The organism is Thermoanaerobacterium sp. PSU-2 (genome assembly GCF_002102475.1).
Lineage (GTDB): Bacteria > Bacillota > Thermoanaerobacteria > Thermoanaerobacterales > Thermoanaerobacteraceae > Thermoanaerobacterium.
On record NZ_MSQD01000003.1, the window covers coordinates 157,542 to 180,014 of the forward strand.

19 protein-coding genes, 2 tRNA genes and 2 other annotated features are annotated in these 22,473 nt (G+C 37.2%); of the genes, 1 reads left to right on the forward strand and 20 read right to left on the reverse strand.

Annotated elements, in window-relative coordinates:
- The first annotated feature begins 121 nt into the window (after nt 1–121).
- Complete coding sequence (locus tag BVF91_RS03915; protein WP_085112189.1) at nt 122–904, forward strand: CAP domain-containing protein; 783 nt, start codon at nt 122–124, stop codon at nt 902–904.
- Between the two features lie 44 nt (nt 905–948).
- On the opposite strand, the gene BVF91_RS03920 is transcribed toward BVF91_RS03915, so the two are convergent.
- The 20 genes from BVF91_RS03920 to ytxC all read right to left on the reverse strand — a co-directional run bounded on the left by BVF91_RS03920 (nt 949) and on the right by ytxC (nt 22,444).
- Nucleotides 949–2,352, reverse strand: a complete 1,404-nt coding sequence (locus tag BVF91_RS03920) for an aminopeptidase (protein ID WP_085112190.1) — start codon at nt 2,350–2,352, stop codon at nt 949–951.
- 68 nt (nt 2,353–2,420) lie between these two features.
- On the reverse strand, nt 2,421–3,053 hold the full coding sequence (locus BVF91_RS03925) for a response regulator (RefSeq protein ID WP_013787811.1): 633 nt from the start codon (nt 3,051–3,053) through the stop codon (nt 2,421–2,423).
- Complete coding sequence (locus tag BVF91_RS03930) at nt 3,046–4,194, reverse strand: sensor histidine kinase (protein ID WP_085112191.1); 1,149 nt, start codon at nt 4,192–4,194, stop codon at nt 3,046–3,048. Before BVF91_RS03930 ends, BVF91_RS03925 begins: the two co-directional genes overlap by 8 nt.
- Before the next feature lie 110 nt (nt 4,195–4,304).
- A tRNA-Ile gene (locus tag BVF91_RS03935) sits at nt 4,305–4,378 on the reverse strand.
- 1 nt (nt 4,379) lies between these two features.
- Nucleotides 4,380–4,455: transfer RNA gene (locus BVF91_RS03940), tRNA-Ala, on the reverse strand.
- Between the two features lie 38 nt (nt 4,456–4,493).
- On the reverse strand, nt 4,494–5,204 hold the full coding sequence (gene yunB, locus BVF91_RS03945) for a sporulation protein YunB (protein WP_085112192.1): 711 nt from the start codon (nt 5,202–5,204) through the stop codon (nt 4,494–4,496).
- A gap of 51 nt (nt 5,205–5,255) precedes the next feature.
- Entirely contained in the window at nt 5,256–7,616 is a 2,361-nt protein-coding gene (locus BVF91_RS03950; protein ID WP_085112193.1) for an endonuclease MutS2, read from the reverse strand.
- A complete protein-coding gene (locus BVF91_RS03955; protein ID WP_085112194.1) occupies nt 7,616–9,961 on the reverse strand; it encodes a U32 family peptidase in 2,346 nt (781 codons plus the stop codon). The genes BVF91_RS03950 and BVF91_RS03955 overlap by 1 nt, the downstream gene beginning before the upstream one ends.
- A 53-nt stretch (nt 9,962–10,014) precedes the next feature.
- Nucleotides 10,015–10,389, reverse strand: coding sequence for a cell division protein ZapA (locus tag BVF91_RS03960; RefSeq protein WP_085112195.1), 375 nt, complete (start codon nt 10,387–10,389; stop codon nt 10,015–10,017).
- A 97-nt stretch (nt 10,390–10,486) separates the two neighbouring features.
- Complete coding sequence (gene pheT / locus BVF91_RS03965) at nt 10,487–12,868, reverse strand: phenylalanine--tRNA ligase subunit beta (RefSeq protein WP_085112196.1); 2,382 nt, start codon at nt 12,866–12,868, stop codon at nt 10,487–10,489.
- Between the two features lie 12 nt (nt 12,869–12,880).
- Nucleotides 12,881–13,900: a phenylalanine--tRNA ligase subunit alpha gene (gene pheS, locus BVF91_RS03970; protein WP_085112197.1), complete on the reverse strand. Its 1,020-nt coding sequence runs from the start codon at nt 13,898–13,900 to the stop codon at nt 12,881–12,883.
- Nucleotides 13,901–13,947: 47 nt separating this feature from the next.
- Nucleotides 13,948–14,162, reverse strand: a binding site (T-box leader).
- 33 nt (nt 14,163–14,195) lie between these two features.
- Nucleotides 14,196–14,966, reverse strand: a complete 771-nt coding sequence (locus BVF91_RS03975) for a TrmH family RNA methyltransferase (protein WP_085112198.1) — start codon at nt 14,964–14,966, stop codon at nt 14,196–14,198.
- A gap of 55 nt (nt 14,967–15,021) precedes the next feature.
- On the reverse strand, nt 15,022–15,381 hold the full coding sequence (gene rplT / locus BVF91_RS03980) for a 50S ribosomal protein L20 (protein WP_013787802.1): 360 nt from the start codon (nt 15,379–15,381) through the stop codon (nt 15,022–15,024).
- Between the two features lie 19 nt (nt 15,382–15,400).
- Complete coding sequence (gene rpmI / locus BVF91_RS03985; RefSeq protein ID WP_085112199.1) at nt 15,401–15,598, reverse strand: 50S ribosomal protein L35; 198 nt, start codon at nt 15,596–15,598, stop codon at nt 15,401–15,403.
- A 17-nt stretch (nt 15,599–15,615) separates the two neighbouring features.
- The gene (infC, locus tag BVF91_RS03990) at nt 15,616–16,128 is read right to left on the reverse strand and encodes a translation initiation factor IF-3 (RefSeq protein ID WP_013787800.1); all 513 of its coding nucleotides are present in this window, start codon (nt 16,126–16,128) and stop codon (nt 15,616–15,618) included.
- 21 nt (nt 16,129–16,149) lie between these two features.
- Nucleotides 16,150–16,261 (reverse strand) — a sequence feature (ribosomal protein L20 leader region).
- Between the two features lie 56 nt (nt 16,262–16,317).
- On the reverse strand, nt 16,318–17,364 hold the full coding sequence (locus BVF91_RS03995; protein ID WP_085112200.1) for a chorismate synthase: 1,047 nt from the start codon (nt 17,362–17,364) through the stop codon (nt 16,318–16,320).
- A 1-nt stretch (nt 17,365) separates the two neighbouring features.
- Nucleotides 17,366–18,556: an MFS transporter gene (locus BVF91_RS04000; protein ID WP_240495798.1), complete on the reverse strand. Its 1,191-nt coding sequence runs from the start codon at nt 18,554–18,556 to the stop codon at nt 17,366–17,368.
- Between the two features lie 152 nt (nt 18,557–18,708).
- On the reverse strand, nt 18,709–20,613 hold the full coding sequence (thrS, locus tag BVF91_RS04005; RefSeq protein WP_085112202.1) for a threonine--tRNA ligase: 1,905 nt from the start codon (nt 20,611–20,613) through the stop codon (nt 18,709–18,711).
- Between the two features lie 278 nt (nt 20,614–20,891).
- A complete protein-coding gene (locus BVF91_RS04010; RefSeq protein WP_085112203.1) occupies nt 20,892–21,491 on the reverse strand; it encodes a DUF445 domain-containing protein in 600 nt (199 codons plus the stop codon).
- A gap of 77 nt (nt 21,492–21,568) precedes the next feature.
- The gene (ytxC, locus tag BVF91_RS04015) at nt 21,569–22,444 is read right to left on the reverse strand and encodes a putative sporulation protein YtxC (protein WP_085112204.1); all 876 of its coding nucleotides are present in this window, start codon (nt 22,442–22,444) and stop codon (nt 21,569–21,571) included.
- Between the last annotated feature and the right edge of the window lie 29 nt (nt 22,445–22,473).

Genomic DNA, 22,473 nt, shown 5'->3' on the forward strand with positions numbered 1-22,473 from the left:
ACCCCCTACTCACATTATATTCAGAGGTGCAACTATTGATAAGATTTCCTACGTGTCCATTAATTACTTAAAGGTTTTTTTCTTTTTTTGTCGAATAATTTAATTAAGGGGTGTGATATTAGTGAAAAAAAATCTAAAGTACTATGCAGCATTTGCAGTAATTTCATTGTCAATGATTGGCTCTTTTAATATTGCAGAAGCTTCGTATTCTTACGGAACATATACAAACAACAACGTTGTCTACAACGGAGCATCAACTTTAAAGACCACCACATCAAATAACTCCGTATTCAATACAGCCACAGTAAAAATAAATTATGTACAGGCAAATAACACAAATGCTTGGTACAATAACAATTATTGGTGGATAACAATGAATAATAGCACTGCAAATGTAAGCCAGACAACAATTAATACAAAAGGAACTATTGCATCTACGACTGCATCAGCCGGCAATTCATCTTCCAATGCTGTTGAAAGTGCTAAGAATAGCGGCACACAACAAAATTATCAAGGGTTATCAGCACAAGAAAAACAGTTGGTGGATCTCATAAATAGCGAAAGAACATCGAGAGGCTTGAGTCCGCTTACCATCGATGAGAACCTGTCAAAAGTGGCCAGGATAAAAGCTGAGGATATGAGGGACAACAACTATTTTTCTCACACGTCACCTACTTATGGCTCGCCATTTGATATGATGAAACAATTTGGCATAAGTTACAATGCCGCTGCAGAAAACATAGCACTAAACAGCGATGTTGTAAGTGCTCATTATGCATTGATGAATTCCAGCGGTCATAGGGAAAATATCTTAAACCCTTATTTCAATAAGGTTGGCGTTGGCGTTGTCACAAACAGCACTGGAAACGGCGTAATTGTGGTAGAAATGTTTATAAATCAATAACATAGTTAAAAAAACACCGGCTACACCGGTGTTTTTAATGTCCTTTACCTGCTTAAAAGGAATGATTTATATGCTTTATATCCCATGTACAAGTCAAGTTTTGATGACAATTCATAAGGTGAATGCATGCTTAAAAGTGCAATACCGCAGTCAATAACCTCCATACCATAGTTTGCTGCAAAAAGTGCGACTGTTCCTCCACCGCCAATGTCAACTTTTCCAAGCTCTCCTGTCTGCCATACTACATCATTTTCATTAAATATCTTTCTCACTTTTGCCACAAACTCAGCATTTGCGTCATTTGAACCACTTTTTCCGCGTGAACCCGTGTACTTCGTCAGGCACACACCATGTCCTATATATGAACTGTTAAGTTTTTCGCTTACGTCAGGGTATAAAGGATCAAAACCAGCATTTACATCCGCAGACAACAATTCTGCATTTCTCATGGCTGCTCTAAGCTTTATATCAGTGCTGCCTTCTTGTTTTTCCAAGATTTCCGCTATAGCATTTTCAAAAAATCTGGACTGTAATCCTGTATTTCCCATGCTTCCTATCTCTTCTTTGTCAGCAAATATAGCTACTGCAGTCTTTTCAGGATTGTCAACATCTAAAATAGCTCTAAGCACATCATAAGCGCATATCCTATCGTCTTGTCCATAAGCTCCTATCATGCTTCTATCAAAGCCTATATCCCTTGGTTTGTGTGCTGGCACCAATTCCAACTCAGCACTTATAAAATCTTCTTCCACTATCCCATATTTCTCATTTAAAATCTTCAACAAATTTGGCTTTACAGAAACGTCTTCAGACAAAGGCATATTCCCTATAACCGGATTTAGTGCTTCTCCAGTTACCACATCAGCAGCTTTTTTCTCCATCTGATCTTTTCCAAGGTGCGGCAGTAAATCAGTTATGTATAGCACAGGGTCTTTTTCATCTTCTCCGACTTTAAAAACGACTTTTTCGCCGTTTTCTTTTATGACGACTCCGTGCAGTGCCAATGGTATCGTAACCCACTGGTACTTCTTAATCCCCCCATAATAATGTGTCTTAAACAATGCAAGACCACTATCTTCATACAGCGGATTTGGTTTTAAATCAATCCTTGGTGAATCTATATGAGCGGCTGCAGCTTTAAATCCATTGCGGACAGAATCCTTTCCGATAACAGCTAAAATTACCGATTTGCCTTTATTGTTATAGTACACCTTTGTGCCTGGCTTTAAGTTTGTAGCTGTTTCCAAATTTATAAAACCATTTTCTTCAGCAACCTTTATTATCCTGTCTGCAACTTCTCTCTCCGTTTTACACTCTCCTATGAATGCTTTGTAATCTTCTGCGTACTCAAATATCTTTTCCTTTTCCTCGTCATTTACTTTAAGCCATCCATTTTTGCTTTTGTATCCAAATCTCTTTTCAATGTCTTTTAACTCGCCACTCTCCATTTCATACGCCTCCTAAACATTTTGGATTACATATTAACTATAAAATATTTTTGGAATAAAAGCAAATTTTATGTATGCATATTGTACATGTTATTATTTTTTAATAGATATATGGCAGCTTGAGTCCTATCTTTTACATCTAATTTTCTAAATATATTGTACACGTGATTTTTGACTGTCTTTTCGCTTAAGAAAAGCTTATCCGCTATCTCTTTATTGCTATACCCTTCAGCGATTAAATTTAAAATCTCAAACTCTCTGTCAGTAAGATCTTTTTTGCATTCATTTTTCTCTAAGCTTTCAATTTCCCTGATAAGTGAAGGGTGTATATAAACGCCTCCATTTGATATGATTCTTATAGCCTTTATAAGTTCATCTGAATCTGCATCTTTTAATATGTAACCTTCCACACCAATCTTCAATGCTTCCATAAGGTACTCTTTGTCATTGTAGATAGTCAAAAACATTATTTTATTTTTAGGATCATTGCTTTTAATCATCTTTGCAGCCTTAATGCCATTTACATTTGGCATGTTTATATCCATCAAAATTATATCTGGAGAATTATTTTTAGCCAAATTATAAGCTTCTTCTCCATCTGAGGCTTGATACACCACTTTCATATCTTCTTCTAATTCAATTATCTGCTTTAACCCTTGACGCAAAAGCACATGGTCGTCAGCAATCATAATGTTAATCATTGCACTTATCACCACCTAGCGGAATAGAAATGTAAATTTGTGTCCCCTCATTAGGTGAACTGTTTATTTCAAATTTCCCGTTTAATATCTGAACTCTCTCCCGCATCCCCAACAGCCCAAATTTATTGTCTTGAGATGTCTTTTCAAAGCCTACACCGTCATCTTTTATAATTATGCTTATAAAGCGATCGCCAAACTCTAATCGTATCACAGCATTCCTCGCCTTCGAATGCTTCCGAATGTTTGTCAAGGCTTCCTGAATGACTCTGAAACAGGTTATTTCTATCTCAGGCTTTAATCTTTTATGTTCAGATAAAGTAATAAAATCCACATTTATTCCAGTATCATTTTTAAAGTCATTTATGTACTTTGATACGGCAGGTATTAAGCCTAAATCATCAAGAACAGACGGCCTTAAATCGTATATGATCTTCCTCACTTCTTTTAAAGATAAGTGTGCTATGTCTTTAAGGTTTTTAAGCTCATCTTTTGCTTTTTCTGTATCTTTGCTAATGAGTTTCTCGCACAGCTCCGCTTTTAATATTACATTTGCCATAGACTGCGCAGGACCATCGTGAATCTCTCGGGCGATCCTCTTCCTCTCATCTTCCTGAGCTTCTATTATTCGTATGTTTAGAAGCTGCCTGTCTTTAAGTTCTTCGTACTGATTGTGAAGCTTTGTCAAATCTCCTGTCAAGTAATCAAGGGCAACACCTATCTGTGTAGAAAGTTTTTCTGCTTTCTCTACAATCGCCCTATATTCAATGAGCTTTCTTTCCAGCTCATTTCTCCTTGTTATAAGGTCTTTTTCTTCCTGCCTTTTTAAAATAAGCGCTACCTGAATCTCTTTCGCTTCTTCGTAAGCTTCCTTTATGGCATCCTCACTTATGTTGCCAAAGCGCTGGCTTACATAAGCCAGTTTTAGCTTAGAGCTTTTCTCTTTTCTTTCAAGTTGTTCTACCTCTTTTATAACCGATCTAACCTTGACTTTCAGCTCGTTTATCTGTTCTTCTAAAAGATGATACTCATTCCTTGTCCTCTCTAATATTTCTGAAATCTGCTCTTTGCTGCTGCCTATAACTTCTATCGTCTTTTCTACTATGTTGTCAAGTTTTTTATCATATTCAAACTTGGAAGCCATTTTTACACCTCAAAGACAAATTTTATTTATCTAATTCGACAAAAATTTGCTAATTCCTCTATTTTTTTTAATTTTAGACATAAAAAAAAAGACCCGCTAGGGTTTACAAATGGGCTTAGATGGACTTGAACCATCGACCTCACGCTTATCAGGCGTGCGCTCTTACCGCCTGAGCTACAAGCCCATGGTGGAGATGAGGAGATTCGAACTCCTGACCCCCTGCTTGCAAGGCAGGTGCTCTCCCAACTGAGCTACACCCCCGTCAAACAATTATTATTATACCATAATTTCTAATGTTGTCAATTGCTTTCTACATTAATTTTTGAATTTCCATTTGGAACAGGAACAGTGTATTTGTTGCCGTTGACGTCTACAAAGCTTTGAGGTACATCACCTACAATTATGCTGTCGGCAATAGGCATGTGTGTGGATACCTGTATTTGCTTTGATGCAAGCGGCGCAATTATTTGAATGTTCGTCTTTATGTAGAGGTATATTATGTGCCTCGTCTGATTTATCCCTGCTGGTTCAAAGCTTGATTCAAAGTCTACATTCACCGAGCCGATTGGCAGGAGTCCTACTTTTATCTTTGGGCCTGTATTTGCAAATACATCCTTTGATATTAGGCTGCCAAGAGGTAATTTCACGTACACCGATCCTATGCTGTTTAAATTATCCTGAACAGCTTGAGTAATCTTTGCTGACAAAATATTCATCTCTATCGTATTAGCTTGCAGCATCGATACTTTTCCGCTGTTGTCAGTTCTTACATTTATAAGGTCGCTGTATTGAATGCCTTTTAGAACTTTTTCATTGATGGATTTATTGATAGATTTTACAGCTACTTCCTGAGCTACTGTCTCACTGGCCTTAATAAGCGCAGGTGTCAACCTGTACGTTACAAACATATACAGCAATGATAATATAAATAATGATGCCAAAATGTAAACAAAATTTTTGTTTATCCCACGTATTTTTATCCTCCTTCTTCCCCACTTTTTTCTCCTCATATAGAAAAACACCTCCTCTACATTTTATGATAGAGGAGGTGTTTTGGTTACTCATTTTTCTTTTAATTCTACGATTGTGACGCCGTCTTCTCCTTCGCCATACCTTCCCAGCCTAAACGACTTTACATGCTTGTTCATTTTGAGAAGCCTTGTGATTCCGCTTCTTAAAGTGCCAGTCCCTTTTCCGTGTATGACAGTAACCTGTTTTAGACCTGCAAGGTATGCATCATCAAGGTATTTGTCGACTTCTATCGAAGCTTCCTCCAATGTCTTTCCTCTCAAGTCAATTGATGTAGAAATATTAGAAGATTTCTCATTAATGTATTTGGCAAAACCTTTCTCCATCTCTTTCTCTTGGCTTGATTCAGCTTCTCTAAGATTGCTAATGTGAACATTCATCTTTAGTATCCCTGCCTGTATCTTTACATTTCCATCTTTATCAGGTTCAGACAAGGCTGTCCCGGTTTGATCAAGAGGAACTATGTAAAAAGTCTGTCCTGGCATGACATTTCTTGGGATCTTTTTGTACTCAGGGATTTCTGATTTCTTGAGATTTTCTTCCATCTCACTTATATTCTCTTTAAGCTTAAGCCGAGCTTCCTCAATAAGCTTATTTTTTCTATCAGACTTTTCCGCCTCTTTAAGCTTAGCAATAATTTCATCAGCAGTTGCTTTTGTATTTTCTAATATCTTTTTCGCCTTTTCTCTGGCTTTTTCTATTATTTTTTCTCTTTCTCGCTCGGTATCTTTTATTTTTTTCTCATACTCTTGTCTTAAACTTTCTACCTGATTTTTTAATGCCTCAATTTCTCTCTTAGCGTTTTCTGCTTCTATCCTTTTATTTTCAAGGTCTTTTAATATGTCCTCGAATTTTAATTCTTCACTTGTTATATAATTTTTTGCATTGTCTATGATGTCATCATTTAATCCTAATCGCTTGCTTATCTCAAATGCATTGCTTTTCCCAGGTATTCCTATTGTGAGGCGATAAGTGGGCTTTAACGTCTCTACATCAAATTCCACAGAGGCATTCTCCACACCCTCATTTTGCAGTGCGTACTGCTTAAGCTCACTGTAATGTGTCGTGGCAATTGTGCGACAATTCATCCTGTGAAGAAAGTCAAGTATGCTCATGGCAAGAGCAGCACCTTCTGTCGGATCGGTGCCAGCTCCTAATTCATCCAGCAAAACCAAGCTATCGCTGGTGACATTATTTAGTATTTTTACTATATTGGTCATGTGAGCTGAAAATGTGCTTAAGCTTTGCTCTATGCTTTGTTCATCTCCAATGTCCACAAATATATTGTCAAAGAAAGCAACATCAGAACCCTCATCAGCAGGGATATTTAGTCCTGACATAGACATAAGCGTCAAAAGCCCTACAGTCTTTAATGTGACAGTCTTTCCACCTGTATTAGGCCCTGTTATGACAAGAGTATTAAAAGATTCACCTAAATGTAGGCTTATAGGTACGACTGCATCTTTTGAGATGAGAGGATGTCTTGCATTTTTTAAATTTACATATCCTTTAGTATTCAATATAGGTTTTGTTGAGTCTGTGCTTATGGAATACTTCGCCTTTGCAAAAATAACATCCAACTCTTTTAATACAACCATGTTTTCATGTATCTCATCAACATGTTTTCCTACATCTTCTGTAAGCTCAGCTAAAATCCTTTCGACCTCATGTTGTTCTTTAATCTCAAGCTGTCTTAGATCATTGTTAAGTTCTACAACAGCCATAGGTTCTATGAAAAGCGTAGCACCGCTGGACGATTGATCGTGAATAAGGCCTTTAAATGTTCCTCTGTACTCCTGCTTTACCGGCACCACGTATCTTCCATTTCTTATGGTTATGATGGGATCTTGCAGCTCTTTTGACGAAGACGCAATTATAGAGTTTAATGTATCTCTTATTTTATTGTTTATATGGGCTTTCTGCCTTCTTATCTCTTTTAAGGCAGGCGATGCGTCATCAGCCAGTTCGTCTTCAGATATGACAGCTCTATCGATCTTATCGTACAGTTCCTTAATATTCGTAAGCCTCATGTTGTATTCTTTTAAATGTGGAAAATTGTCTTCTTCTTTTTCGTTTCTCAAATACGCTTTAACTTTCCCTGCCAATGATAAAAACCTGGATAGAGATAAAAGCTGTCCCGGGTTCAATGACGACTTTATCTTGGCTTTAGCCAAAATCTCGTCTAACTTTTTAAATGCAAAAGAAATATTGCCATAAGAACTAATAAAAGATACCGCTTCATTTACTTTTTCAATTTCTTCTAATGCTTTTTCTACATTTTCGTACGGTTTAATGCTTAATGCTAATTCTTTTCCCGGTTCAGAATCGCACAAATTTACAATTTGATTAATTATCTTGTCAAATTCCAAATTTTTAAAATACCTTTCATCCATTACAATACCCCTCTGTAAAAATGTCCTCTTGTGTAGTTTTCAACGTGTAAATCGTAAGTTCCAAATTCCAATGAATCTTTGTAAGCTTTTATTACATCTCTTACTTCTTCATCGCTTTCAACTGTATCATTTATCCTTATATAAGATAAACCTGTCTTTTTTAAATCATTCATCTTGTCAACCATGTATAAAACCGATGAGTTTAAAAGCTTTATTTTACAAAAGCCGTCGCTTACAATTTTCATGAGATTGCCCTTTCTGTCCTTCAAGAAATATTTTCCTTCTTCACATCCTTTTTTATCGCATCCCTTTAAATTTTTTATTGGACAGTATTCCATCGTCAAAAGCGGCAACCTTCCATAAGCAATCGCCTCAAATTTCGCATTGCTTCTTAAGGATATGTCTTCTATCTGATGAATGTTAAGCTCTGGTGATAGTGTAATTGTATCTGCTTTGTCAAAAAAATCAACAGCAAGGCTATTTGAAACGTTCAAATTAAAATCAACGCAAACATCAAGCCCTAATTTTACTGCAGTATCATACAAACCTATGTTAGTCACAAGGACCTTTTTAAATCCCATTTCTTTTATATTTTTTATCTCTCGCTGAAAGTCATCCAGCTCATCCCTCATTATCTGTGGAAATGCCGGGATTATCTCACATTTATCCATGTAACAAATGATATTTTTCAGCACATCACCATTTAGCCTGTAATTGAAATAGACTCTATCTGCTCCAAGCGCGCACGCTATTTTCACATGTTCTTCTTTTTCAGTGTAAAATGACAATTTCAAATCACTAATTTTATCATTTATTAATTTATTAAGATTTATGTTAATATTTTTAGGACTTCTATATTTTAATTTTTTTGTAATAAGGTCTTCCACCGCTTCTCTTCTGGTCTCTTTCACCTCGCTTAACGGCATAAAGAGACCCTCATCCATGTCTACTTCTATGCTTCTTACAAAGAAAGGCGTATCGTTTATTGACGCCACTTTTTCTATCAATGTGTCTTTGTCAACGGCCTTTTTCAATGCCTTAGTTGAGACAATTTTGCTGTCTTTAGAGACACATATGTCGTTATTTTTAATCATTATATTAAGATGTCTATTTTCTTTCATATTTACAAATACATCAACAGGCGACTTTAACTCATTTGACACAGAAAATAGCCTGTTTAATTTTACATCATACGTTTTGTATAATACGTCACCATAATTTACAGGTATTTTTTTAAGCTCTACAACCTGCCCTTTATGTGCTTCATCCACTTTTTTGCCGTCTACTATAAGAACGTCGACTTTATATCCATGTTCACCAGTTTCTGTTGATATGCCATCTCCAACTGATAGACTGTTTGAAAGTGATACTTTTATTTTTTTGCCATCAATGGATATGACTTTGCCTAATGGAACACCTTTATTTTTTGGATTTACGTAGCTCATGTAATCTGGCTTTTTCTCGTACAGATATCCATTAGAAAAGCCTCTTGTAAATATTCCAGACATCATTTCTTTGTACACGCCTGTGTTGATATTTTCTCCGCTTAAATATGCATCAATGGCTTTTCTGTATGATGCAACGACAGATGCCACGTATTCTTTTTCTTTCATGCGGCCTTCAATCTTAAATGAGTCAATGCCTGACTCTATCATATCCTTTATGTGGTCTATCGTGCATAAATCTGCCATGCTTAATAAATGCATATTGCTGGCAATTGTATTCATCTTGTCATCTAAAAGATCGTATTTCAAGCGACATGGCCCAGCGCATCTGCCTCTATTGCCACTTCTTCCGCCAATTATGCTGCTAAATAAGCATTGACCGGAGTAAGAAACACAAAGAGCTCCATGAACAAATACTTCCACTTCTATGCCAGTCACAGATTTTATCTTTTCAATTTCTTTTAAGCTTAGCTCACGAGGCATCACGACTCTTTTTATCCCTATCTCTTTAGCTGCTTTAATGCTTTCTAAGTTGCTTAAAGTCATCTGCGTGCTGGCATGTATGTCCAACTCAGGATAGAAGTTTTTAAGTAGTTTAACAACGCCAACGTCCTGAACTATTATCGCATCCACATTTAACTGATACAGATAATCGATGTATTTGAGAAGCAAATCAACTTCTTTGTTAAACACGATTGTATTTACAGTCACATAAACTTTTCTATCTCTCAAATGGGCATACTCTACTGCTTCTTTCAATTCATCTTCTTCAAAATTTGCCGCATATGCTCTGGCGCCAAAAAGCTTGCCACCAATGTATACAGCATCAGCTCCGTAATTTAAAGCAAATTTTAGCGTCTCCAGGTTTCCTGCAGGAGCCAACAATTCTACTCTTTTCATCAAATCACCTTATAAAGATATTTATATACTTAGTCTCTTTATTTTAATAGATTTTAACCAACGTCGTCAAATGTATTTATGTATTCCTCCAACTCTTCTCTTGCTGCTTTTAATTCTTCTTTCAACTTTTCAACTTCTTCTGTTAATTCTTCTATCCTTTCATCATCAGCACTTAACCTTGATTTTAGCGATACAATCTCTTTTTTTAAGGCACTGTTTTCTTCCCTCGAGATAAAAAGCTCATCGGCTATGTTAAGAGCCGATAAAACAAGCACCATCTGATTTGAAAGTCTATTGTAACTGCCAGAAATCCCTGATATTACATCGTTTAAATGTTCTGTCAATCTGAGTATATAATCTTCAGGATAGTCTGTCTTCAATATATACTCGTTGCCATTTATATTTACCGTTATCTTCCTTATTTCCATTAGAACATCCCCTCAAACCAAGCATTACTTTATTTATTTCTACAAATCTTTTCGATTTCCTCCTTTATGAAGAAAAAAAGACCATTTCGGTCTTTTTTTATCTTAATTGCGCTCCAAGCTCCTCATTCAGGCTCTTTACTATTTTGTCATGGACTTTGCCTACTTCATCGTCTGTCAAAGTCTTGTCGTACGATCTGTACCAAATTGAAAATGCCACGCTTTTTTTGCCATCAGGAATATTTTCGCCTTCGTACACATCAAACAATTTAACATCATCTACAAGTTTCCCGCCAGCTTTTCTTATGACACTTTCTATATCTGCCACAAATGTGTTTTTATCTACCAGCACAGCTATATCCCTTTCAACGGCTGGATATTTTGGCAGCGGCTTGTAGATTTTCTCGTCGTTTGCGTGCTTAAACAAAAGTTCAATGTTTACCTCTGCCACGTAAACCCTCTTATTTATATCGTAGTTTTCTGCAACATCAGGGCTTAATTCGCCAAAGACGCATATCTTTTCATCCCCTACAATGACATCAGCAGATCTTCCTGGATGATATGCAGGGTTTTGACTTCTTGCGTATTTGACATTCTTTATGTTGAGGACGTCTAAAAGTTCTTCAACCACACCCTTAATCGTCAGAAAATCCACATCATGTCCATACATGGCAATTATACCGCTTTTTATCTCTGTCGGAAGTTCTTCTACAGGCAGCGATTTCGGTATAAAGACTCTCGATATTTCAAATGCTTTAAATTCTGGGACTTTTCGGCTGTAATTTGTGTAAACCACGTTTAGCATGAATGGCAAAAGCGTCGTCCTCATGTAAGCTTGATCCTCTCCAAGTGGATTCATTATTTTGACAGCATTCCTCAAATAGCTGTCATCAGGCAAATTTATCCTGTCTAAATCCTTCATGCCCATAAATGACGTTGTTATGACTTCATTTAATCCGAATGACAAAAATACATCCTTTACGGTATCTTCCAGCTTCTGTTCTCTTGTCTTAACACCTGCTGTAATCTGAGTTCCTTTTAATAGGGTATCTTCTATGTTGTTGTAGCCGTACATTCTCCCGATTTCTTCCGCAATATCTGCCTCACCGTCAATATCACTTCTAAATGCTGGCACCTTTACTATCAAGTTTTCGCCATCGCAGATGGCGCCAAAATCCAAAAATGAAAGTATTTCCTTCATTTCTTGGCAAGACAGATTTGTTCCTAAAAGCTTGTTTATTCTTTCATATCGCACACTTAGGACTTTCTCAGTTACAGGTTTTGGATATACGTCTACAAGCCCTTCTAATATCTCTCCGCCGCTTAATTCAGCCATAAGCTGTGCTGCTCTATTGCATGCCAAAACCGTAATCTCTGGATCAAGCCCTTTTTCAAACCTTGACGATGCTTCACTTCTAAGGCCAAGTTTTCTCGATGTATACCGTATATTGCTGCCTCTAAAATTGGCACTTTCTATCAATATATTTACTGTGTCATCTGTTATTTCAGTATTTTGACCACCCATAACGCCAGCTAAGCCTATAGCCTTTTCCTCATCTGCGATTACAAGCATATCGCTATCCAGAATCCTCTCTTTGTCATCGAGAGTTGTAAGCTTTTCGCCTTCTTTTGCCCTTCTTACAATTATATGCCCGTTTTTGACTTTGTCTAAGTCAAAGGCATGTAGCGGCTGTCCCAATTCCATCATAACGTAATTTGTCACATCTACTATGTTGTTTATGGGCCTTATACCAGCTTTCAACAGCCTCATTTGCATCCACATAGGCGATGGGCCTATTTTGGCATTCCTTATGACTCTGGCAACGTACCTAAAGCACAAATCATCTGCTTCGATTGTGACAGTAGCTGGATTTTTGTCGTCAACTTCTCTTATTTTAACTTTAGGCATCCTGTAGCTTTTTCTGTATGTAGCTGCAGCCTCCCTCGCAATTCCAACTACTGAAAGGCAATCAGGCCTATTTGGCGTTATTTCAAATTCTATCACATCGTCCAGTTCAAGAGCATCTCTTACATCGTCTCCTAAAGGAAGCTCAGGAAGAATAAATATGCCGTTTCTCTGGTACTCCGGAAGCAAGCTTTCGTCTAATCCCAATTCTTTGGCAGAGCACATCATTCCATTTGATTCAACACCTCTTAGTTTACCTCTTTTTATCTTTACGCCGCCAGGCAGTGTTGAACCATGCAGTGCGACGGGAATATAATCACCAACCTTGATATTTTGAGCGCCTGTCACTATCTGCAATTTTTCTTCCCCTACATCTACGATTCCTATTTGAAGCTTTAAAGCATCAGGATGTTTTTCTAAAGATACAATCTTTCCTATCACTACATTTTTTATCTCTTGCCCGTAACTTTTTATAGTCTCCACCTTTGAACCTGACATCGTAAGATCGTCAGCCAATTTTTTTGCATCAACAGACAAATCTACGTAGTCTTTTAACCATGAATACGATATTAGCATGTCTTAACCTCCTTAAAACTGTTTAATAAAGCGTAGGTCATTTTCGTAAAGAAGACGCAAATCGTCTATCCCATATTTAAGCATAGTTATTCTGTCAAGTCCCATGCCAAATGCAAAGCCTGAATACTTTTCAGGATCGATTCCAGACATCCTAAGCACATTGGGGTGAACCATGCCAGATCCTAATATCTCGATCCACCCGGAATATCCACAAACTCTACAGCCCTTTCCGCCACATGCAAAGCACGATACGTCCATTTCTGCACTTGGCTCAGTAAAAGGAAAATAGTGAGGCCTGAATTTTGTCTTTGTGTCTGAACCAAAAAGCCTTTTGGCAAATAGATTTAAAACGCCTTTCAAATCTCCCATCGTTATTCCTTCATCAACTGCCAATCCTTCTATCTGGTTGAACACAGGAGAATGTGTAGCATCTATTTCATCTGACCTATAAACTCTACCTGGCGATATGACTTTTATAGGTGGTTTGCTTTTTTCCATAGTCCTCACCTGAACAGGCGATGTCTGCGTCCTAAGCAAGATGTTTTTAGTAATATAAAAAGTATCCTGCAAATCCCTTGCTGGATGATCAGGCGGAGTATTTAGCGCTTCAAAATTGTAGTAATCAAGCTCGATTTCAGGTCCTTCGGCGATGGAAAACCCAAGCCCTAAGAATATATCCTTTATTTCATCTAAAACTTTTGTCATAGGATGTTTATGGCCTATCTCATGGACTTTCCCGGGCAATGTTATGTCGATATATTCGCTTTTTATTTTTTTCCCTTTTTCCTGTTTCAACACTTCTTCTCTTTTTTGAGTAAGCTCTTTCTCGATCTCTTCTCTTACCTCATTTGAGATTTTGCCAATGATAGGCCTTTCTTCAGGCGATAGACTTCCCATACCTCTTAATATCTGTGTCAGTTCGCCTTTCTTCCCTAAATACTTAACCCTTATCTCCTCAAGTGTCTTTAAACTTTCCGCAGATGACAGCTCTTTTTTGGCTTCTTCAAGTAGATTTCTCAACGTCTCTTCCAAAGAAATACTCTCCTTTCTTTCCTAAATATAATAAAAAAACTCCATCTTAAAAGGACGGAGATATGACCGTGGTACCACCTAATTTGGCTAAAAGCCCACTCATTTTGATATAACGGAAATAAACCGGTTATGCCTACTATCAGTTCAGCACACTGCTTAAGAGGGAACTTCCATTACGCAGTACCAACAATGCTCTCAGTCTACGGCATCGCCTCCCTGTCGCACTTAAACGTAATGTACTTTACTCTTTCATCGCATTTTTCTTTATTTTTTTGAATATTATATCATCTTTGCGCTATTTTATCAATCTCTGTCTTTCCGATTCATAAAGGCAAATAGATGCTGCCACAGATACATTTAAAGACTCCGCCATGCCATCCATAGGTATCTTAAAGGAGTCATCTACAAATTCATCTAAATGACTATTTACGCCTCTTGACTCATTTCCAAAGATAAGTGCTGCATTTTTTGAAATATCGAAATCGTAGATGTACTTTTCTGCTTTAAGACTTGTAGACAAAATTCTTATGCCATGTTTCTTAAATACATCAAAAAGCCTTGAAGGCTCTACATCATTTACAACAGGCAGGTGAAATATGGAGCCCATAGTAGAGCGCAATACTTTAGGATTGTATATATCTACAGTATTATTTATAGTAAAGATGCCATCTGCGTTAAATGCATCTGCAGACCTTATTATGGTTCCTACATTGCCTGGATCTTGTACTTCATCAAGTATCACGTAGAAACCGCCTTCTTTAATGATGTCATTCACTTCCCACTTAGGCATCTTGATAACAGCCATAATCATCTGTGGAGCGACAGTGTCGGAAATCTTCTTAAATACTTTTTCATCCACAAAGACGATCTTTTCCTTTTCAATCTGAAAGTCTATATTAAAATCTTTCGAAACCAGCAGGTGTACAATCTCAAAGCCGCTTTTTAATGCTTCAAAAACGCTGTTTTTGCCTTCTACGAAAAACAGCCTTTTCTCATACCTGTATTTCTTATCTGATAGCTTCTTTATGTTCTTTATAAACTCATTTTTTTCGCTTGTTATGACCATTTAACATTCACTATCCTGTATATAGGTTAAAACCCGGCATGTACCGGGTATAAGATTATGCATTCAGTTGTTGTTTTGCTATGTTAACCAACTCTGCAAAAGCCTTGTTGTCGTGTATAGCCATTTCTGACAACATCTTTCTGTTTATCTCTATATTAGCCTTCTTAAGTCCATTTATAAACCTGCTATAAGAAATACCATTTGCTCTTGCTGCAGCGTTAATTCTGGCAATCCACAACTTCCTAAAATCTCTCTTTCTTAATTTCCTTCCAATGTATGCATAATTAAGTGACTTCATTACAGCTTGGTTAGCTACTCTGAAAAGTTTGCTTTTTGCACCGTAGTAACCTTTAGCAAGTTTTAATATTTTTTTATGTCTTTTTCTCGTAACTTTTCCTGATTTTACCCTCGACATTTTTATACCTCCTAATTATTTACGCATAAGGAATCAAGCGTTTTATGTTCTTTGCATCGACACCGCTTAAATATGCTATCTTTCTCAAGTTTCTCTTAGTCTTTCTCGTCTTTTTCGTAAGTATATGCCTCTTAAAAGCTTTTGATCTCTTTACTTTACCGTTTTTTGTAAGAGCGAATCTTTTTGCAGCTCCGCTGTGTGTTTTCATTTTTGGCATTTTCGTATCCTCCTCAATTAAACGTTTTTAGGTGCTAATATCATCATCAAATTTCTGCCCTCCATGTTTGGGGCCTTCTCAACATTACCATATTCTTCTAAGCTCTTTGCAAATCTATTTAACAGTTCTTCGGCAAGATTTGTGTGTGAAGCTTCCCTGCCTCTGAATCTTATCGTCACTTTTACTTTATCTCCATCTTTTAAGAACTTCATGGCGCTTTTGACTTTTACGCCAAAGTCGTGTTCTTCAATCGCTGGAGTCATCCTTATTTCCTTTATGTTGATGACTTTCTGCTTCTTTTTAGATTCTTTCTCTTTCTTGCTTTGTTCATACCTGTATTTTCCGAAGTCCATTAATTTGCATACTGGTGGATTTGCCTGTGGTGCAATCTTAACCAGATCGATGTGCCTTTCTAAAGCAATTTTGTATGCCTCTTTTGCTGACATTATACCTAATTGATTACCATCTTGATCAATGAGGCGCACTTCCTTATCTCTAATTTCCTCATTAACCTGCAGCTCCTTGTTAATAAATACGCACCTCCTAAAATATTACAAAAAATAAAGCGGGTATAAACCCGCTTCTTTTTGGCTAAAACAACATTTTACTTTAAACCTGACACCTGCGGTGAAAGGTGAGAAGCGGGTGCTTCTACTTTAAACACATGTTAAATTATAGCACAACTTATCATCTCAGTCAATACCCTTCTCACCACAAGATCAATACTTTTCAACTCTTTTCATATACATATTAAAGTTTTCCACCATGTCCTGCAAGGAATCTCCGCCAAATTTTTTAGTCATTTCATCGGCTATAGTCCACGCACATACAGCTTCAAGCACTACAGCAGCGGCTTCAACAGCGGTTACGTCCGAACGCTCATACGTAGCCTTCACTTCTTCCTTCGAATCTATATCAACAGATGTAAGAGGTTTTCTCAAAGTTGGTATAGGTTTCATATAGGCTCTCAAAACTATTGGCATGCCATTTGAAATACCGCCTTCAATTCCACCTGCGTTGTTGGTCTTTCTGTAAAAATGCCCGTCGTAAAATATCTCATCGTGGACTGAAGAACCCTTTTGCCTTGCCGCCATAAAACCCATGCCGATTTCCACCCCTTTTATGGCTTGGACGCTCATGACGCTATAGGATAAAAGGGCGTCCAGCTTGCGATCCCATTGAACATGGCTGCCTAAGCCTATTGGTACCCCGTCTATTGTGATTTCGATCACACCGCCTAAAGTGTCCCCTTCATTTTTTGCTTCATCTATAAGGGCAGGCCACTTTTCTCTATCTCTTTCTCCACCTATCTCCAATATATCGCTTTTTACAACTATGCCAAAGTTTTTAAGAAGCAACTTTGCTACAGCGCCAACAGATACTCTCGCTGCTGTTTCCCTGGCACTGGCTCTTTCTAAAACATCTCTCATGTCTTTTAAATCGTATTTGATGGCACCAGACAGATCTGCATGGCCTGGCCTTGGTCGGGTCACTCTCGGCACATCTTTTCCCTTCCAATTTTCGTAATCAAGGTTTCTAATGAGAATAGAAAGCGGCGCACCAATTGTCAAATTGTTTCTGACTCCACCTAAAATGTGAACAGCATCGCTTTCAATAGACATCCTGCCGCCTCTGCCGTAGCCAGATTGCCTTCTTTTAAGTTCATTATTTATGAAATCCACATCTATAAACAAATTTGATGGCAAACCTTCGATGATGGCAACAAGCGCTTCTCCATGTGTCTCTCCAGATGTTAAATACCTCAAATCATGCTCCCCCTTTGCTTAATACAGTTTTTTCAGTTTTATATAGCGCAACAGCAAAAAGCAATATGCTGGACAAGACTCTCAATACCGTCGTTATATACATGAATGTCTCATATCCCACAATTTCATAAAACCACGTTCCAACAATAGGCGATAGAAAAGCAGCAAATTGTGTCACGATAGTATAGATGGCAATATAATTCATCTTTTCCTTGTGGTCAGGCAAAAGCTCCAAAAGCCAGTTTAAAGAAAGCATGGTGTATCCTGCTGTAGCCATACCGCCAAAAAAGTCTATGGCAGCACCTACGTAGAGGCTGGTAACTTTAGCCCATAATGCTGGAATCGTGGATATAAGTAAAGTACTTATGCTTAATGCAATGCCATTTCCTTTTCTATCCGCGAGATTTGCCCACCACTTATACGTTAAAATAGAACCTACTGAGCCTACAATCGTTGAAATGCTCATCCACATGTTGTTAGCGTGGAGATTGTCGACTTTGTATATGGTAAATATGGGCCATGCCATCATCCACGTAAAAGTAAATATAAAAGATGCAAGGCTAAAATAGATAAACTTTCTCGATTGCATCATAGTTTTTAGCGAATCTAAAATAGACGCTGAAGCTTCTTTTTTGTGGGATACGTAGTGAAACTTTGAGTAATAATAGGCGTCAAGTATCCCAAACAAAAATGCTATAAAAAACATTATCTGGTAACCGTATGGAAACTTGATCCTATCCAAAAGTATGCCTGTTATTAATACCGCCGCTGTGCCTAATACACCTGTCCAGATGTTTCTATCCGCAAAGACTTTGCCGCGAAACTCCTCAGGTATCAAATCGCTCATAAATGACTGCCAACACATTCCTGCGACAATAGCCGGCAAATTCAATAATCCTACAAATAAAACCACCGCTTCAGGTCTAAACTTGCTCATAAACGGTACTAAAGCAACTAAAAGGTAAAAGCTCCTTGTAATGTACTCTAAAACGTAGGCAAACTTAAAAACATTTTTAGCCTTATTTATAAAGATTGTAGCAGGCAGTATCCCAATCAAAGCCATAAGGGCTGGAAGAGAATTAATAAGAGATACTTCGTAGTTGTTGGCACCCAATTTTATAGCGAATATGCCTACAAATGGCATAATCATATTGTACCCTATTGAAAATGTTATGCCATTTAGCAGATTCATCTTTATGTTGTAGTTGAGATATTTGTAGACCTCCCTATTTTTAGCCGTAATTATTCCCCCCGATAAAACACTACATATTTAGATTATCACTTTTTATTTTGCCAATCAAGGTAGTAGAATGTCCACCAATTCAAAGTTGGTGGACATTTCTTTTAGAGGGATTTTTGCTTAATCTCTTCCAAAATGGATGATAAAAATTCTTGCAATGATTTAGATCCAAGATCTCCTTCTTTTCTTGATCTTACAGAAACATTTCCTGCTTCTACTTCCTTATCGCCTAATATAAGCATGTAAGGTATCTTTTGCATTTGCGCTTCTCTTATCTTGTAGCCTATTTTCTCATTTCTATCATCAAGTTCGACCCTTATATCATTTTCCAATAGCCTTTCATGAATATTCTGTGCATAACCCAAGTGCTTATCAGAAATCGGAAGTATTTTTACCTGCACAGGAGCAAGCCATGTAGGGAATGCACCGGCAAAGTTTTCTGTGAGAATCGCTATAAACCTTTCTATGCTGCCAAACACCACCCTGTGCAACATGACAGGTCTATGCTTTTCACCATCATCACCGACGTATTCGCAGTTAAACCTTTCAGGCATCTGAAAATCCAACTGTATCGTGCCACACTGCCATGTACGCCCTATGCTATCCTTTAGATGAAAGTCAATCTTAGGGCCGTAAAAGGCTCCATCGCCTTCATTCACCTTATAATCGAGTCCTATATGCTCCATAGCCTTTATCAAGGCGTTTGTTGCCAATTCCCAGTCTTCGTCAGAACCTATCGAATTCTCTGGCCTCGTAGAAAGTTCCACAAAGTACTCAAATCCAAATATCTTGTAGAAGTAGTCGATAAGTTTGATGACTCCCAGGATTTCTGATTCCACCTGATCTGGCGTCATAAACAAATGGGCATCGTCTTGCGTGAAACTCCTAACTCTCATCAGCCCATGGAGAGCACCTGATAATTCATGCCTGTGAACAAGTCCCAGTTCGCAAAGCCTAAGAGGCAGATCTCTGTAGCTATGCATAGTTGAATTGTACACAAGCAAAGCACCCGGGCAGTTCATCGGCTTTATGGCATAATCCTCATCATCAATCTTTGTAAAGTACATATTTTCTTTGTAATGATCCCAATGGCCTGATCTGTGCCACAGCTCTTCGTTTAAAATTATTGGCGTCTTAATCTCCTGATAGCCTCTCTTTGCATGTTCTTTTCTCCAAAAATCTTCTAAGATATTTCTTAAGATCATTCCCTTTGGATGGAAAAACGGAAAACCAGGTCCTTCATTGTGGATGCTGAAAAGATCCAATTCCTTTCCCAATTTCCTGTGGTCTCTTTTTTTAGCTTCCTCAATCATGTTTAAGTATTCGTCTAACATGCTTTTCTTAGGAAAGCTTATGCCATATATTCTCTGCAGCATCTTATTGTGCTCGTCGCCTCTCCAGTAAGCACCTGCCACTGAAAGGAGTTTTATGGATTTAACCATGCCTGTCGATGGCAAATGTGGCCCTGCGCAGAGATCTGTAAATTCGCCTTGTCTGTAAAAAGATATTGTAGCATCCTGCGGCAAATCCTTTATAAGCTCAACTTTGTAAGGTTCACCTTTTTCTTCCATGAATTTTATAGCTTCCTCTCTGGGAAGCACAAACCTCTCAAGCTTTAAATCTTCCTTAATAATCTTATTCATCTCGTCTTCTATCTTAGAAAAATCATCGACTGTAAAAGGTTCATCAACATCAAAATCGTAGTAAAAACCATTGTCAATGGCAGGACCTATTGTAAGCTTCACGTTTTTATAAAGCCTTTTAATGGCCTGTGCCATTATATGTGATGAAGTGTGCCAGTATATCTTTTTTCCATCCTCATCATCAAAAGTCAAGATTTCCAGCTTGCCGTCTTCATTGATTGGTGTAAACAGCTCCACAATCCTGCCATTTAATTTGCCACCAAGTGCTTCTTTAGCAAGCTTATGGCTTAGACTTTTAGCGATTTCATATACGCTTATGCCACTTTCATATTCTCTTTCTGTTCCATCTTTAAGTATTATCTTCATACCTTGTCCTCCTTCTTAAATTTAAATAAAAGAACCTCACGCCAAAAGAGGCAGAGGTTCTGCGGTTCCACTCTCATTTATACTCTAAATTATAACGGAATTACCGATCGGATTCATCACCCGCAGCTTAGAGGTGGTCTTCGATATCAAAAATATTTGAATGATTTCAGCCTAAGTCATCCAATCTCTTTGATATTTTTAGATATCTACTTTCCTCATCATCGCCAAAATATTGATTTTTTTCTATTATATAATTGATATACTGACTTGTCAATATTCTACAACAGCCTTACCACAAATGCCTGTAAAATTCCTATTACAAAACCTAAAACCCCGCCTAAAATCACAATCATCTTTAATTCTTTATTAGAAACATCCAGTATAATCTTCTCCAGCTTTTCAAGCTCAAAAAGCTTTATCTTCTCCTCAACTATCTCTGCTATGCCAATCTTCTCTGACATATCATTAAGCATCGTAGCTGCAGATTCATCCAAAAACTTCTCTGCTTCTTTGCTTACAATCCCAACTACATAATTTACTATCATCGATTTTAATGACTTCGGTATAAACGAAGGGATATTCTTCTCAACTGTAGAATCAACATCGTCTAATATCTTCTTTATTATATAATTGCGATTGTCTTCATTTAAAAGCTTATCCAATATGTCGTCCATCGATACAAGTTCATCTTCCACTACTTTTCCTATTGATGACGCTATCTCATCTCTCCTTCTGGGTATAAGCCCTTGAATAGAAATGCCAAAAATCTTTACAGGCTTTATCGGTCTAAAAAGCATGACGACAGCAATGTAATTTGTTATCCATCCAATAGCAGCACCAACAACGCCTAAAAACATCATTTGTAGAAAAAAATGCATTAGATCACCTCAACAAAATAACCTATGAATATAATAACAGATTTCTTCAAATAATAAAACCCAGTTTAAGCTGGGTCTTATTTCCTTGCCTCATTTATCGCACATAAGCTGCAACCATTGCATATAAATACTTTGTTTGAAAATATTTTTTTAACAGTATCAAAAACATCTTTACTTTTTATATTTTCCAACGAATGTATATATATCTTAGAAGGAGCCATTGCAATAAGTGTGCTTATAAGCATATCATCATCTGTCAATTCTCCTCCTGTAAATTCAATTGTAATATCGCTTAAGAACTGCCCTGTTATAGGCTTCTTTTCTTTGTCGTAAAATGAAAATTTACCACTTTTATCAACGAGGATGTTAAGAACATCTATTTTGGAGTCCTGAAGTTCTACAAAATACTTTAAAAGCCCGATAAATTCATCGTATTCCTTTTGCATCATGTATTCGTCAACCGCTCTATCCACTACCTCGCTTAACTCGCCAATAAAATCCCTTAACCTGAAATTGACAAACCCTTCTATGTCAATAGTCTCATTGTCCTTTAAGAAATCCTCTATTTCCTCAAAGATTCTTTCTTTCTTAACTAATTTGAATGTCTCTCTATTTACATCGTTATCTAAAATACCTCTCGCTATGTTTTCAATCTTTCGCTTCTCATCAGAATCAAAATAATAATAGTATTTATCTATAATCCTTTTTATCAACTTCTTGTCGATCTGATTTACTATTACATCAGAAATCACATCAGATACATGCTCTTTTATTTTAGCTATATTTTTACTCGAAACTCTATCCTCTACGTCTATATTAAAAAAAGTAATGTTCCCACGATTATCTAAATTTACAGTAAAATCTAATCCTTCATTCTTCATATATTCTAACTCATTGTTAAAAACGCTGCCACTTAATAAAGCATTTGGGATACCGATAGACAAAAGCTGCATTTTTCTCACTCCCTTCGTTAGTAGTATGT